The organism is Ensifer sp. ENS09 (assembly GCF_014852425.1).
GTDB lineage: Bacteria > Pseudomonadota > Alphaproteobacteria > Rhizobiales > Rhizobiaceae > Ensifer.
Window position 1 is genome coordinate 437,907 of the sequence record NZ_JACVBP010000006.1, and the last position, 15,055, is coordinate 452,961.

At 63.7% G+C, this 15,055-nt stretch carries 9 protein-coding genes and 1 tRNA gene; 5 read left to right on the forward strand and 5 right to left on the reverse strand.

Going from position 1 to position 15,055, the window contains the following annotated elements:
• Positions 1 to 67: 67 nt before the first annotated feature.
• Positions 68 to 3,166: an efflux RND transporter permease subunit gene (locus tag IB267_RS28805; RefSeq protein ID WP_192450867.1), complete on the reverse strand. Its 3,099-nt coding sequence runs from the start codon at positions 3,164 to 3,166 to the stop codon at positions 68 to 70.
• The gene (locus tag IB267_RS28810) at positions 3,163 to 4,320 is read right to left on the reverse strand and encodes an efflux RND transporter periplasmic adaptor subunit (protein WP_192450868.1); all 1,158 of its coding nucleotides are present in this window, start codon (positions 4,318 to 4,320) and stop codon (positions 3,163 to 3,165) included. Before IB267_RS28810 ends, IB267_RS28805 begins: the two co-directional genes overlap by 4 nt.
• Positions 4,321 to 4,485: 165 nt before the next feature.
• Here IB267_RS28810 and IB267_RS28815 point away from each other — a divergent pair, with 165 nt between their 5' ends.
• Entirely contained in the window at positions 4,486 to 5,187 is a 702-nt protein-coding gene (locus IB267_RS28815; protein WP_246764945.1) for a TetR/AcrR family transcriptional regulator, read from the forward strand.
• A 101-nt stretch (positions 5,188 to 5,288) separates the two neighbouring features.
• Here the strand turns inward: IB267_RS28815 and IB267_RS28820 are convergent, their stop codons facing one another.
• Positions 5,289 to 6,332: a class I SAM-dependent methyltransferase gene (locus IB267_RS28820; RefSeq protein ID WP_192450869.1), complete on the reverse strand. Its 1,044-nt coding sequence runs from the start codon at positions 6,330 to 6,332 to the stop codon at positions 5,289 to 5,291.
• A 313-nt stretch (positions 6,333 to 6,645) separates the two neighbouring features.
• Between IB267_RS28820 and IB267_RS28825 the strand changes: the two genes are divergently transcribed.
• Together IB267_RS28825 and IB267_RS28830 are read left to right on the forward strand one after the other, a co-directional pair.
• Positions 6,646 to 8,643, forward strand: a complete 1,998-nt coding sequence (locus tag IB267_RS28825; protein ID WP_192450870.1) for a bifunctional diguanylate cyclase/phosphodiesterase — start codon at positions 6,646 to 6,648, stop codon at positions 8,641 to 8,643.
• A 298-nt stretch (positions 8,644 to 8,941) separates the two neighbouring features.
• Positions 8,942 to 10,705, forward strand: a complete 1,764-nt coding sequence (locus IB267_RS28830; protein WP_192450871.1) for a hypothetical protein — start codon at positions 8,942 to 8,944, stop codon at positions 10,703 to 10,705.
• Here the strand turns inward: IB267_RS28830 and IB267_RS28835 are convergent, their stop codons facing one another.
• Positions 10,706 to 11,854 carry an AI-2E family transporter gene (locus tag IB267_RS28835; RefSeq protein WP_192450872.1) on the reverse strand — a complete coding sequence of 383 codons (1,149 nt, stop codon included), beginning with the start codon at positions 11,852 to 11,854 and terminating at the stop codon, positions 10,706 to 10,708.
• Between the two features lie 316 nt (positions 11,855 to 12,170).
• Between IB267_RS28835 and IB267_RS28840 the strand changes: the two genes are divergently transcribed.
• A complete protein-coding gene (locus IB267_RS28840; protein WP_192450873.1) occupies positions 12,171 to 13,553 on the forward strand; it encodes a DUF3300 domain-containing protein in 1,383 nt (460 codons plus the stop codon).
• A gap of 21 nt (positions 13,554 to 13,574) precedes the next feature.
• On the forward strand, positions 13,575 to 14,615 hold the full coding sequence (locus IB267_RS28845) for a DUF2950 domain-containing protein (RefSeq protein WP_246810876.1): 1,041 nt from the start codon (positions 13,575 to 13,577) through the stop codon (positions 14,613 to 14,615).
• Positions 14,616 to 14,969: 354 nt separating this feature from the next.
• On the opposite strand, the gene IB267_RS28850 is transcribed toward IB267_RS28845, so the two are convergent.
• Positions 14,970 to 15,046 (reverse strand) — tRNA-Met (locus IB267_RS28850).
• Positions 15,047 to 15,055 lie beyond the last annotated feature (9 nt).

The following is a 15,055-nucleotide window of genomic DNA, read 5'->3' on the forward strand; positions in this document are numbered from 1 at the left end:
GAAGCGCGCCGCACGGAGACCCATACAGCGCGCTTCGACAATGCTTATGCCGAGATGAGGCGATGCGCTACCCGGCCGCGCCGGATGCCCCCTCCTTACCGATCCGGGCCGCATCCGCCGCATGGTCCTCGTCCGTCACCGAGGAGAAGCGCTTCAGCCAGCGGCCCATCTTGGTGTTGATGTCGTCCATCACGGTGAACATGACAGGCACGAAGACGAGGCTCAGCATCGTCGAGGTGATCAGGCCGCCGATCACCGCAACCGCCATCGGCGCGCGGAAGGCGGCACCGGCGCCGACGCCGATGACTGCCGGAACCATGCCCGCCACCATGGCGATCGTCGTCATGATGATCGGCCGCGCGCGGGTGACGCCCGCCGTCAGCAGCGCCGTACGCCGGTCCGCACCCTCGTTGCGGCACTCGATCGCATAGTCGACCAGCAGGATCGAGTTCTTGCAGACGATACCCATCAGCATCAGGATGCCGATCATCGACGAAAGGTCGAGTGCCGCGCCGAACAGGATCAGGGCCAGCGCGGCGCCGCCGATCGACAACGGCAGAGCCACGAGGATGGTCACCGGCTGCAGGAAATCCTTGAAGAGCAGGATCAGAACCGCCACGACCATCAAGATGCCGGCAAGCAACGCCAGGGCGAAGTTGCGGAACATCTCCGACATGTATTCCGCATCGCCGTAATTGGCCTGCGACACGCCCGCCGGCAGCTCCTTCATGGCCGGCAAGGCCGAAATCGCCTCGAAGGCCGTGCCGAGCGTCATGCCGTTGAGGTTGGCTTCGACGGAGATCAGCCGCTTGCGATCGAGACGCTCGACGCTGCTTTCCTCGGCGCCGAAGGAGACGTCGGCGACCGAAGTCAACGGCACCAGGGCGCCCGCATTCGTGCCCACCCGCAGATTGCGCAGGGTGTCGAAATCGCCGCGCGCCGACCGGTCGAGCATCACCCGGATCGGCACCTGGCGGTTGCCGAGGTTGAAGCGCGCGGAGTTGCTCTCGCTGTCGCCCATCGTCGCGATGCGGGCGACGGTGCCGATCGACGTCACCGACACGCCGAGCCTTGCCGCCTCGTCGAAGCGCGGCTTGACCAGAAGCTCGGGTGAGAGCAACGGCTCGGTCGACCGCACGCTGACAAGCCCCGGAAGCGCACGCATCTCGCTTTCCAGGCGCCGCACCGACGCCATCAACGTTTCCGGATCGTCGCCCGTCAGGTAGATGGAGAGGTCCTTCGCGCCCTCGGTCGAAGAGAACGTCGCCTGGATGTCGGGCGTCTCCGCCAGCAAGGGCCGCAACGACAGCTCGAAGGACTTGCGGTCGAGTTCACGCTCCTTGCGCGGCTTGAGCTTGATGCGCAGCGATACCTCGTTGAGACTGTCGGTCGTCGCCAGGACGTTCTCGACTTCCTTGCGCTCCTTGAGCTTGGCCACGAGATCGTCGGAAATGCGCGCCGTTTCCTGGAGCCGCGTACCGGGCGGCAGGGTGATCTTGAGCTGCGAGACGTTGCTGTCGCTCGTCGGCATGAAACCCGTCGGCAGCATGGTCAGAAGCGCGATCGAGCCGACGAAGATCAAAGCGACCATCGAGAGCGCGGTCTTGCGGTGATCGAGGGTCCAGCCGAGCATGCTGCGATAGGCGTCGGCGATGCGCGACGGCTTGACGGCATGGCCGTGACCAGGCTTCGGCCGCAGCAGATAGGCCGCCATCAGCGGCGTCAGCAGGCGGGCGACCAGCAGCGAGAACAGAACGGCGATTGCCACGGTCAGGCCGAACTGCTTGAAATACTGCCCGACCGCGCCACCGATGAAGCTGACCGGCGCAAAGACGGCGACGATCGTCAGCGTCGTTGCGACGATCGCAAGGCCGATCGCGTCGGCCGCGTCGATCGCCGCGATGAACGGGCGCTTGCCCATGTCGACATGCCGCTCGATGTTCTCGATCTCGACGATCGCGTCATCGACGAGAATGCCGATGACCAGCGTCAGGGCGAGAAGGCTGATGCCGTTGAGCGTGAAGCCGAGCAGGTCCATCACCGCAAAGGTCGGCAGGATCGAAAGCGGCATGGCAAGCGCCGAGATCAGCGTCGCCCGCCAGTTCCGCAGGAACACGAAGACGACGACGATGGTCAAAAGCGCGCCTTCGATCAGCGCCGTGACGGCTGCATCGTAGCTTTCCTGCGTATATTCGACGAGCGAGATCAGCTCGGTCATCTCGACGCCGGGGGTGCGCGCCTGGATCTCCTTCAGCCGCTCGATGACACGCTCGGCAACGACCGTGTCGCTCGCGCCCTTGCTGCGCGAAACCGAGAAGCTGACGATCGGTTCGCCATCGAAATGGGCAAAGCTGCGCGGCTCGGACGAGGTGTCCTCGATCGTCGCAATGTCGGAGAGCTGCAGCCAGCGGCCGCCTGCAAGCGGGATCGAAAGCTGCCGGAGCTCGTCCACCGAGCCGGCACTGCCGACGGTGCGGATCGACTGCTCGCGCCCGCCGATTTCACCGCGGCCGCTCGGGATGTTGATGTTGATTTCGCGGAGTGCCGTGTTCACCTGGTCGGCCGTCACGCCAAGCGCCAGCAACCGCTCGGGATTGAGCGAAACCCGCACTTCGCGGCTGACGCCGCCGAGGCGCTGCACCTTCTGCACGCCGGGCAGCGTCAGCAATTCGCTGGTGATCGTGTCATCGACGAACCAGGAGAGCTCCACTTCCGACATGTGCGGCGCCCGCACGGCGTAATAGACGATGGCGCTGCCGTCGACGTCGAGGCGCGAGACGATCGGCTCCTGAATGGATTGCGGCAGGTCGGCGCGGATCTGCGCCACGGCCTCGCGCACGTCGTTTGCCGCCCGGTCCGGATCGGTGCCGATCTTGAATTCGACCGTGGTCGTGGAGACGCCGTCGGTAATGGTCGAGCGGATGTGACTGACCCCGACGAGGCCGGAGGCGACCCCTTCGACGCGACGCGTCACCTGCGTCTCCATTTCGCCGGGCTGCGCGCTCGGCTGCGTGATCGTCACCGTCACGATCGGGAAGGATACGCTCGGATTGGCGTTGACCGGCAGCCGCAGAAACGAGGCGATCCCGATCAGTGTCAACACGACGAAGAGAACGATCGTCGGAACGGGCTTTCGGATCGCCCAGGCGGAAATGTTGCTCGTCATTGCTGGTCGCCCGTCTGCGTCGGCTGGACGTCTTTCGTTGCGACCGCTTCGCCTTCGCGCAGCGACGCCCCGGATTTAAGGACGACCCGTTCGCCGGTCGAAAGGCCCGAGGTGATCTCCACCTTGCCACCCTGGCGCATGCCCGCCTTGACCGGCTTGCGCACGATCTGGCCGCCATCGACGACGAAGACCGAGACGGCGCCATCCGGCGCACCGAACAGCAGGGCGGAATCGTCGACCATGATCGCCTTGCGCTCGGCCACGACAATCTCCGCCCGGCCGAACGTGCCCGCGAAAGGCGGGCGCTCGGTCGACAGCGTGACCTGCGCGGTGCCGAGCCTGGTCTCGCGGTCGATCTTCGGGTTGATCACCCGCACGTGCCCCTCGATCCAGTCGTGGCGCCCCGAAAGCTTGACCTTCACCGTCTGGCCGACCGCCAGCAACGGCAGCTCGGTTTCCGGCACTTCGGCCGCAAACTCGATTTCGCCGCCGCGAATGAGCTTGAGCAGCGGCTCCGAGCCCGCAAGCGCGCCGGCGCGCGCCAGCCGCTCCGACACGATCCCGTCGGCGGGCGCCACGATCACAGCACGATCGAGCTTCCGGCGCGCCTCGGCCTCGAGCGCTTCCGCCTGGTCGTAGTCGGCCCGCGCCACCTGGACGGCCTGCTCGGCAAGGGCGAGCGCCGAGACGCGCTCTTCGAGAGTGGTGGCGGCCTGAAGGTGGCTCAACTGCCGGGCGCGGGCGAGTTTCCTCTGTTCCTGCGTGACCGTCTCTTCTTCCCGCGCCATCGCGGCGCCGGCGCGCGCGACCCGGCCCTTGGCCTCGCGCAGCAGGTTCTCCAGCATGTCGGTTTCCAGCCGGGCGAGCACCTGGCCTGCAGCGACCCGATCGCCGATCTCGACCTCGACACTGGCAATGCGCTGGTCGGTCAGAGTGGTGCCGACGGCAATCTCCTCGCGGGCGACGAAGATGCCGGCAAAGGAGCGTGTCCATTGCTGCGGGCGGCTGTCGGCAACGAGCGTCGTGACCGTGCGGGTGGCAGACGGGGCGGGAACGGAGGCTGCGGCCTCCCCCGAGGCGCGCGCCGGACCAGCAGCCGCCGCAATCACGAGCAACGCTGCGAGAGCGACGTTCAACTCAACTGTACGTCTCATTTCATTGGCTTTCCATTGGCGGGGCCGGCGGCGCGATTGCGCCTGCAGTACCGGATCCCGGGTCGGGCAAAAGGCGTCGATAATTTATTAGATCATTCAATCTAATAATTGAATTCATCAAACGCGACAATTGTAAGGCAGATCACATACGAGCATTGCGGGAAGATGGCGGAGATCGTGCAAGCGCCCGGCCTTGACACCGATCGACTGCCCACCGAAATTAGAGCGCCTGATCTAATAATTGAACGGCATGCAAGGAGACCGGCGATGCGCAAGATCGACCCCGAAAAACATGCGGCCAGGCGTCGGCTGATTCTCGATGCGGCAATCGCCTGCTTTTCGCGCAAGGGTTTTCACGGCACGTCGACGGCCGAGATCTGCGCCGAGGCAGGCATGAGCCCGGGAAATCTTTTCCATTATTTTCCGACCAAGCACACCATCATCGCGGCGATCGTGGAAGAAGAACGTCAAGAAACGGCGGAGATTTTCCGAAAGCTGGGTGAAGAGGAGGACCTGTTCGCCGCATTGCTGGGCTTCATGGATAGCGTTCTCGAACTGGCGGGCGATCCTGCCTATTCGAGCCTCGCGCTCGAAATCGCCGCCGAAGCGATGCGTGACGAGCGCATCGGGACGCTCGCGACGACAAACGACGCGGAACTCCAGTCGGCGCTCGTGGCGCTCCTGCGCAAGGCCGCCAGCCGAAACCAGATCGACAGGAGCCTCGACGCCGAGGGCGCTGCCCGCTGGATCGCCGCGATCATCGACGGCATCTTCAGCAGGGTCGCGGTCGATCCCGGCTTCAAGCCGAAGGAGGAAAGCGCGTTGCTACGCCGCCTGCTGAGCCGTTTTCTGCGCGCGCAAGACTGAGCGCGTGAAAAATGCGAGACCGCGGCAGCCCTTCGGCACGCCGCGGTCTCTTGTTTCCGGCTGGCCTCGGCTTGAAGCCGAGGCCGTTCGTCGAAGTTTTCTCAGGAATGCTTCTGGATGACGCCGTAGACGATGTTGCGGTTGGCACCGAAGAAGACGCGTCCATCGATCGCGGATTTCCCGGCACTCTTGTGGACGATGTTCCACATGTCCGCTTCGGAACGCAGCAGCAAGGCCCAGTTCATGAAGCTCTCCATGTAACCGTCGACGCCGATGTCCTGGGCGAAGTTGGCAAACAGGAAGACGCCGTTCGGCTTCAGCATCTGCAGGCAGCGATGGGTCAGCTTGATGGCCACCTTGTCGGCCAGATAGTCGTAGAGACCGGCGGCATAGATGAAGTCGAACGTGCCGAGCTTCTGGTCGCGACCGAGCAGGCTGCGAACGGACCCGTCGACCGCTTCGATCGCCGTGCCGGAGAAATCGCGGCTGATCGATCCGACACTGAGAGGATCCTGATCGAGCGCCACCCAGCGCTTGATCCGGCCTTCCTCGAGTGCCTTCGAGCGATTGGCTTCCCGCAGATGACCGGCGGCAATCGTCAGGATCTCCGCCTCGGAACCCCGGCTCGCCGCGATCTCGTCGACGTGGCGCGTGAGGATATCGCGGCGCTCGCGCACCGCCACCGAGGACGAAGCGTCCTTCGTGTAGTCATAGAGCGCCCGACCGACCGGAGACGCCCGCTCGATTTCACCGGCAACGCTCGCATGGCCGTAGATGAAGTCGAGCAACTGCGCGTCACCCGAATAGCCCCTGGGCTTGTCGAACGACCACCGGGTGAACGGATCCTGCAGGAAGTACTCCGAAACCGGGTGATCCTGGGCAATCGGGATTAGCTCCTGCCACACGCTCGGGTGGTATTTGGCACGGGTCTGGTGGAGGGAGGCAGCGAGCCGGTCGATAATTTTCGACGCATCCGTCCCTTGAATGAATTGTTCCTGAGCGACCCTGAGAATCAATGCGAGCTCGGCCTTGGCGGTCGAGAGCTGTTCGTCATGTCGTTCGCCGCGGGGCGAAACGAACTCATCAGCCATTGCCTTGGGAGTAATGAGGCTCTGACCGTCGAAAACAGTCTGAAATTGGCGCACGCGAGACCATCCGTTAAAGCTTTGTTAACAATAGTCGCGAAGATGCGCGCATAACGGCTCGGAATGCAAGTTTTTGTATATAATAAGGTAAATACTCGGAGCTCACCTCTTTGGGTGATACCGATTCGCAGATGCCCTGACCCATTAATTTAACAAAACTTAATGGACACCTCCTATCATGCCTCGCAGCGTTTCCCGCCCTTGTTGCAGATGGGTCGCGGTGAACACGCAGGGAGTGTCCGAAACAACGTCCATTGATGGAAAAGCGACGACAGATTTCCGTTGACCGTGACGCAACTCGATGGATCAGTGCATGAAGCACACGTTGGCCGACGTAGTTGACATCGACCTACACAAGCAGCCGCACAGGCCGCACCTGGCTGAGCTTCAGACCCTCTATCGCATGGAGGGCGAGGCTGGCCGGCGCGCCTCGACCCGGCAAGGGCTATGGGTTGCCGTCGTCGTCTACCTGCTTTTCTTCATCCCGGACATCCTGCTCGTCCCCGACGTCGCCTTCTACACGATCGTCTCGCGCCTCTTTGTCGGCATCGGCTCGCTGCTGACCTTCGAGATCCTGTTTCGACTGAAGGCCCAGACCAAGTGGCTCGACGCCACCTGCGCCGCAGCCCTCGTCTTCGGCTACATCGGCTGGCTCGTCCCGGCGATGATGACGGCCGATACGAACAGCATGTCCTATTACATGATCTTCGGCGCCATCTTCATGATGGGCGCCAACCTCTTCTTCAGCCTACGGTTCCGCCTCTCGGTGGTCGCCTCCAGCATCGTACTGGTGACGTTTTTCATCGCGCTGTCGTTCTTCTCCGAACACGATCCGGCCTACCTGATCGCCTTCGGGACGTTCTACGTCTCCTGCTTCGTCTTCACCTCCTATGTGAACTGGAAGCTCAACCGCGAGCGCTACAAGGTTTTCCTCAACGCCTTCGAGGCGAAGATCCAGCAGAACGAGGCTTCCGAGCGCGGCATGGCGCTTCTGCGGCTGTCCAACACCGATCCGCTGACCGGTCTCGACAACCGCCGCGCCATCGACCAGCAGCTGCGCGACTACTGGAACGATTGGCAGAAGCTCGGCAAGAACTTCACCGCCATGCTGATCGACGTCGATTTCTTCAAGAAATACAACGACTGCTACGGCCACCAGGAGGGCGACCGCTGCCTCATTCTCGTGGCCAATGCACTCGGCGAGGCGATCAGGGACTATCACGGCTCGATCGGCCGCTACGGCGGCGAGGAGTTCATCGTCCTTGCCCGCCTGGATACGCGTGAGCAGGCGGCCGAGCTTGCGGAGGTCATCTGCCGCACGGTTGAGAACATGGGGCTGACCCACGAGCAGCGCCGCGACGGCGTGTCCATCGTCACTGTCAGCGTCGGCGCCGCCTTCACCCGCAACCACACCGGAGCCAAGCTAGAAAAGATCATCCACGAGGCCGACCGCGCGCTTTACGCCGCCAAGGCGAGCGGGCGAAACTGCTCGAAGCTGTTCGATCCGAACGATCCGCAGAGCAGCGACGAGAGCGAGAACATCGCAGCGCTGCTGAAGATCGCCGTCGACCAGAACCTGGTATCCCTCGTCTACCAGCCGATCACGAACGTGACGACCGGCGAGGTCGATGCGGTCGAGGCCCTGATGCGCCTGACGATGCTGGACGGCACGTCGGTGCCGCCGAGCCTCTTCATCCCGGTTGCCGAACGGACCGGCGCCATTCTCGATCTCGGCCGCTGGGCGATAAAGACCGTCTGCCGCGAGCTTCTGGTCGACAACCACATCCCGCTCGTCAGCGTCAACGTTTCGCCGATCCAGCTGAAGACGCCGGGCTTTGCGACCTCGGTCGCAGCGATCCTCGGCGAGACCGGGGTTGCCGGCAGCCGCCTCGCCTTCGAGATCACCGAAGGGCTCGAGATGGAGATGCATTCGGGCATCCTGCGCTGCATCAGCGACCTGGAAACGCTCGGCATCCGCATCTGGCTGGACGATTTCGGAACCGGTTTCGCCGGCCTCTCCTGGCTGCGCCTGATCGATTTCGACACGGTGAAGGTTGACCGGTCGTTCCTGCACGATTGCGCCACCCCGAAGGGCCGCGCGATGCTGCAGGACATCATCGGGCTCGTGCGCAACCGCGGCCACAAGATCCTGATCGAGGGCGTGGAGACCGACGAGCAACTGGCCCTGATGCGCCGCTTCCGGATCGACCACGTGCAGGGTTTCCACGTCGGACGCCCGGCGCCTGCGGAAATGTTCCGCGCGCCCACCGACAAACCACGCATCCCGCTTCGAAACGGCGTCCGGACCTAGAAGCCTCTTCGACTTCATTTGCCACAATCGGCGCTCGACGTACGGCAAGGCGGCATCGGCGAACCGGGAACACGGGCCGCCGCCTTTCCCGTCCAGCGCGGGTCATGACCTCGGCGAGGGATAGCGCGGCCCCGCGCCGCTTCCTCGGCATCGCCAGCGCACGCCCGCGCAGCCTCGGCAGGGAACGTGAGGCGCAGTGCACGAATAAATGTTGCGCTCCGACCGAACCGGTGCGTAGGATACGGGAGAATACACTGCCGCCGGATACAATCTCACATTGTGACCATGGAGGCGCGTGATGGCCATCGGAGACCAGCAGGACGTCGGCATTGAACCGACCATATCTCCGCCGAGCCGCGCAGAAGTTCTGGCACAGCTTGAGCGCATTCGCCTGAGCACCGAATTCGACGCTCCGGACCGCGACCGTAAATTCCTGGCCTATGTCATCGAGGAAACGCTCGCCGGGCGTGGCGACCGCATTAAGGCCTATTCCATTGCCACCGAGGTTTTCGGCCGGGATTCCTCCTTCGACCCGCAAACGGATCCTGCCGTTCGGATCGAGGCGGGCCGCATTCGACGGGCGCTCGAACGCTATTACCTCGTCGCCGGACGCAGCGACCAGATCGTGATCCGCATGCCGAAGGGCGCCTATGTGCCGACCTTCGAAAGGCGGGCCGAAAAACAGCCGGCACCATTTATGGAAAGCGGAACGCCACCGTCCGAAGCAGTGGCGGTCGGCTGGCATGAGCGCCGCCGCGTCCTGCTTGGCGCTGCGGCGCTTGTGTGTGGGGTCGCCGGCCTATCGGCCGGCTTGCTGCTTTTCGGTGACGAAAGCACCACGAACAATCGGCCCAATATCCCGAAGGTGATCGTCACGCCTTTCGAGGATCTCTCAAGAACCCGGCAATCGGCGCTGATGGCGCAGGGACTGACGGACGAAGTCGTCAGCAACCTTGCCAAGTTCAAGGAGATCGTGCCGGTTACCGGCAACGGCCGACTGCAGATACCGGACGATCACGCCTATGCGCTCGAGGGACGCGTAAGGCTCGAGGGCGAACGGTTGCGGCTGGTCGTGAAGCTTGTCCAGCGATCCGACGGGGCGATCGTCTGGGCAAACACCTATGACGAACGACTGCAGTCCGGCGAAGTCATAGATCAGCAGGCAAGGACCGCGGCGGCGGTATCGAGCGCGGTGGCAGAGCCCTACGGCGCCGTCTTTCAGGCAAGCGCGGCCGAACTCAGGCACTCGGTTCCTGAAGGTTGGAAGCCCTATGCCTGCAGCCTCACCTACTACGATCATCGCGGCGACGCCGATCCGCAATCCCGCCGCGCCGCCGAAGACTGCCTGCAGCGCGCGACCCGGCAATTTCCGACCTATGCGACCGCCTGGGCGCTTCTGTCGATGAGCTATGTCGATGCCCTGCGCGATCGCGCCGACCCCGCGTCCGCGCCAGGATTGCTGGAACAGGCTGGCGAAGCGGCGGCGCGCGCCGTCGATCTCGCCCCCTTCGACGTTCGCGCCCTCGAAGCGCAGATGCTCGTCCTCTTCGCTCGCGGCGAGGTCGATGCCGCCCTCGCTGTCGGCGCCCGTGCGCTTGCCATCAATCCCAACGACAGCGAGCTTGCCGGCGCATACGGCCTCCGGCTCGCGCAGTCGGGACAGTGGGAGGCAGGCTGCAAGCTTCTGTCGGACACGACGGAACGCAATCTCGGCCAGACAGGCGCTTTCGAGGGGGCGCTGGCAAGCTGCGCCTACTTCGCGGGCGACTATGTCGCCGCCGAGCGATGGGCACGCCTTGCCAATTCAAGCGCCAGCCCGGCCGACCGGGTCCTCCTGCTTGCGGTTCTCGGCAAGCTCGGCAAGGCGGATCAGGCGCGCGAGGAGCGGAAGTGGTTCGAGACCCACGCCCCGGGCTTCCTCGGTGACCTCGGGCAGACGATTGCCGCTCAATTGCACCGGCCTGAGGATCAGCACCGCCTGTTCGACGGCTTGCGCGCCGCCGGCGTCTCCGTGCCCGAGGCGGAGTATCAACAGGCAGGGACCGCGAGCGCCATACGCTGATCAGATATTGCCGGGTTCAAGCTCGCCGTCGCGAACGGCGGGTTCAGCCGCTTTCTCAGGCTCAGCATCCGAGCGCGCCCAAACCATCAGCAGATCATGCGCGACACTCAGCACGATCGGCCCGAGGAAAAGACCGATCAGGCCGTAGGACAGCGTGCCACCGAGCACCCCGAGCAGGATCACCAGCGTCGGTGTTGACAGCCCGCGTGCCACCAGGATCGGCTTCATCACGTTGTCGATGACGAAAAGCGGGATCAACAGGATCGTCAGCAACAGCGCCGGACCGAAATCCATGGTGAACCAGGCCCAGATCATGACGGGCAGTAGCACCAGCGCCGGGCCGATCTGGATGATGCAGAGCACGAGCACGACGAAGGCGATTGCGCCGGGTGCCGGCACGTCGAACAGGCTGAGCACCAGCCCGCACAGAAAGGCCTGTAGCAGCGCCACGCCGATGACGCCGCGCGCCACGTTGCGGATCGTCGCGGTCGAAAGCTTGAGGAAACCGATGCCGCGCTGGCCGCCGATCCTGCCGGCAAAGCGCTGCGCCATTTCCGCCAGCCGCTCCGCCGAACCGAATAGGAAACCTGCGATCAACACCGAGACCACGAAACTCAAGACCTCGGCGCCGACGCTCGCGACCTTGCCGAGAACCTTGGTCCCGGCCTGCATCAGCGCCGGTTCGATCTTGCTCAGCAGTGCTTCGATATTGCCCGACGCCATGCTCCAGGCCGCATGAATGCGCTCGCCGACGACAGGCCACGTGCGGACGTATTCCGGCGGGACCGGTACGATCAGCGAACCGTCGGCAAGCCGGGCGAGCAGCGCCTGCAGCCCTTCGGCAAAACTGACGGCGATTGCAGTCAGTGGCGCAACGATGACGGCGAGACATATCAGCGTTATCAGGAAAGAGGAAAGGCGCCGCGAACCGAGCAGGCGCCCAAGCCGGGCATAGGCCGGAAAGAGCGCCACAGCGAGGATTGCCGCCCATATCAGGATGATCGCGAAGGGCGCGATCAGCGTCAGGGACCAATAGGCCAGAAGCCCGACGATGCCGATCCGGGCGATATCCGTGATCTTCGCCTCGATGGAAGGCGACCCGTTCGTTCCGTTGCGGATCACATTCGATCGGGAAGGATCCTCGTCCATGCTAGCCCCTTCCCCTCCACGCGAAACCGCCGACGCCCGCAGCCTTGTGCTCCCCGGCACCCTGCAAGCGTTCTACCGTCACGTGGATGGGACGCTCACGGCAACCGTGGGGCAGTAACATACAGTAGAATACGCCTGCCGGGCTTCCCGATCCGCCGGCCTCCTCTAGAGATTCCAGTGACTGATAACGACCGTGGTCAGCGATCGCGGCCCGATCAGCTTGAAATTGCAAGACAAGAAGCGTCGACAGGGGGCTGTCCCGCGCGCCAGTACAAGCGCCCGCGCCACCGCCCGATACACGAGGGAGGCTGGATAGATGATCAAAAAGACGATCATCGCGCTCGGCAGCGCAATAGCGTTTTTGATAACAACACCCGTCACGACGGTTCTCGCCCAGCAGACGGCGGCCGCGCCGACTGCCCAGGAACAACAGACAGCACCCGAGCCGCTCAGCGATGACGAGCTCGAGGTTCTGGTGGCGCGCATCGCGCTTTATCCGGACGAATTGGTGGCACTCATTTCTGCAGCGGCACTCTATCCGTTGCAGATCGTCGAGGCCGAACGCTTCCTTGAGGCCCGTCAGAAAAAGCCCGACATGAAGCCGAAGGAGGACTGGGACGGCAGCGTCATTTCGCTGCTGAACTATCCGCAGATCGTCAAGATGATGAGCGAAGATCTCGAATGGACACAGTCCTTCGGCGACGCCATCGCCAACCAGCAGAAGGATGTGCTGATCGCCATCCAGCAATTGCGTGACGAGGCGGTCGCCAAGAACATCATCAAGTCCGATGACAAGGTGAAGGTGGTCCAGGAGGGCGACAACGTCGTCATCCAGGCGGCCAACCCGGAAACGATCTACGTGCCGCAGTATCCGCCGGAGATGCTCTACGAGCCGAACTATGCGCCGGCGCCGATCGGCTACTATGACGAGCCCTACCCCGCCTACTGGTATCCGGGTGCGGCCTTCTTCGCCGGCGCGGTGACTGGTGCGGCCTTCGCCGCGATCGTCGACTGGGATGATTGGGGTGTCTGGGGCGGCCGCTGGAACGGCGGCGACATCGATGTCGACTGCAACAACTGCTTCAACAACATCAACGGCAAGGTCAAATGGAACGACGTCGATTGGAAGAATGTCGATCGCAGTAAGATCAAATTCGACCGTAACCAGATACAGCAGCTCGACCGGACCAACATCAAGAACAATCTCAAGGCGAACGGTAACAACAACCTGCGCAACCGCGCCGCCGAGATCAATCGCGACCGGCCGAACGCGCGGCCCGGGGGCGGTGGTGCCGGCCAGATCAGGGATGTGCGCAAGAGCACGCTCGACGGACTGAAGGCACAGCAAAGACCGGCCGCACGCCCAGGCGGCGGCGGTGGCGGTCAGGCGATCGCCAAGGCGCGGCCCGGCGATGGGCGGCAGAACATCAACCGCGCCGGTGGCAACAAGCCTTCGCAGGTCAACCGTCCCTCCGGAAAGAAGAAGATGGCCGCCAAGGCGCAGAACCGGCAAAAGCCGTCGGGTCTTGGCAACGTCAATTCCGGACGGCGCGAGGTGGCCTCATCACGCCGCGGCGGCCAGAGCTTGGGCGGTGGCCAGCGTGGCGGCGGGCGGCCGCAGATGAGCCGCGGCGGCGGCAGGCCGCAAATGCACCGCGGTGGCGGCGGACGGGGCGGCGGCGGCGGCCGTAGGCGTTGACCGGATCACAGGAGAACGACCATGACAAAACTCTTCAATTCCCTTCTCCTGGGATCAGCGATGGCGCTGGTTCTGGTAGCAACCCCGATCGGCTCCGCCTATTCGCAGGACAAGCCGCCGGCCGACAAACCCGCAGGCAATCAAGCTGCAGGAGATCAGCCTGCTGGAGATCAACCGCCGGCTGATCAGCCGCCGGCGGACCAGATGGTGGGTGGGCTGGATGCCTATGCCGCCGCGGAAGACCCGCCCGCCTTCGACGATCCGGACAAAGCCGTCGAGGAATTCAAGGCGAAACTCGCCGCAAATGACTTCGATGGCCTGGCAAAACTGCTGGGGCTGAATGCCGACAAGCTGAAAGACAGCGAGGGCGTCAAGGACACCTTTGCCGTCATTCGCGAAGGCGCGGCCCGCAATGTCGTCGTGCGGGATCTGGAGGGTCGCAAGATCCTTCAGATCGGCGACCGGCTCTGGCCGCTGCCGTTCCCGCTCACCAAGGGCGAAGACGGCAAATGGGCCTTCGATACCTATGTCGGCCTGGAAGAAATCGTCAACCGACACGTCGGCGAGAACGAGCTTCAGGCGATCGACACCGTCGAAGCCTATGTCGATGCCCAGAAGGAATACGCTTCCGAGGATCGCGATTCCGATGGTGTCCTCGAATATGCCCAGAAGCTGATCAGCACGCCCGGCCAGACCGACGGGCTCTATTGGCCTGCCGATCAGGGCGACGGCGAAAGCCCCGTCGGAGACTCGATCAACGAGGCGGCCTTGGAAAAGGCAAAAGCCGGCGAAGGCTATTTCGGCTACCGCTTCCGCATCCTGACCTCGCAGGGCGACAACATCGCCGGCGGCCGCTACGACTATGTGATCAACGGCAATATGATCGGCGGCTTTGCGCTGATCGCCTGGCCGGTCACCTATGCGGAGACGGGGGTGAAGACCTTCGTCGTCAACCAGCAGGGCATCATCTACGAGCGCGACCTCGGGCCGAGCACGGAAGCGATCGTGCCCTTCATCGACCGCTTCGATCCCGACGACAAGTGGTCCGTCGTCGACGATTGACCGGGACTACCACTCCACATGAACGGCAGCGCCGCCCGATCGGGCGGCGTCAGGCAACACTCGACCATTTGGGCCGGCGCGCTCCTCCCTTCAATCGAGGATCAACGGCATATCGAGCGAGACCCGGTATTTGCACGGCTCGATCGGGCCGGCCGTCAACGAAGCTCCCTCCCAGCCGTTGAGAATTGAAGGGCCGCTCTCCCACCGCGTTGGGGTGCCTCAGGTTTAGCGGGGTGCTCGGTTCTTTGGCCCTTGCCTGCTCTGGCGCCTTTCGGCCTGCGCCCATCTGCGTTTTTGTCGCCTTTAGAACGCGGAAAGCCCGCCGGATTTCTCCTTGCGGGCTTTTGTGTGATTTGGTTGCGGGGGCAGGATTTGAACCTGCGGCCTTCAGGTTATGAGCCTGACGAGCTACCGGGCTGCTCCACCCCGCGCCATCGCGG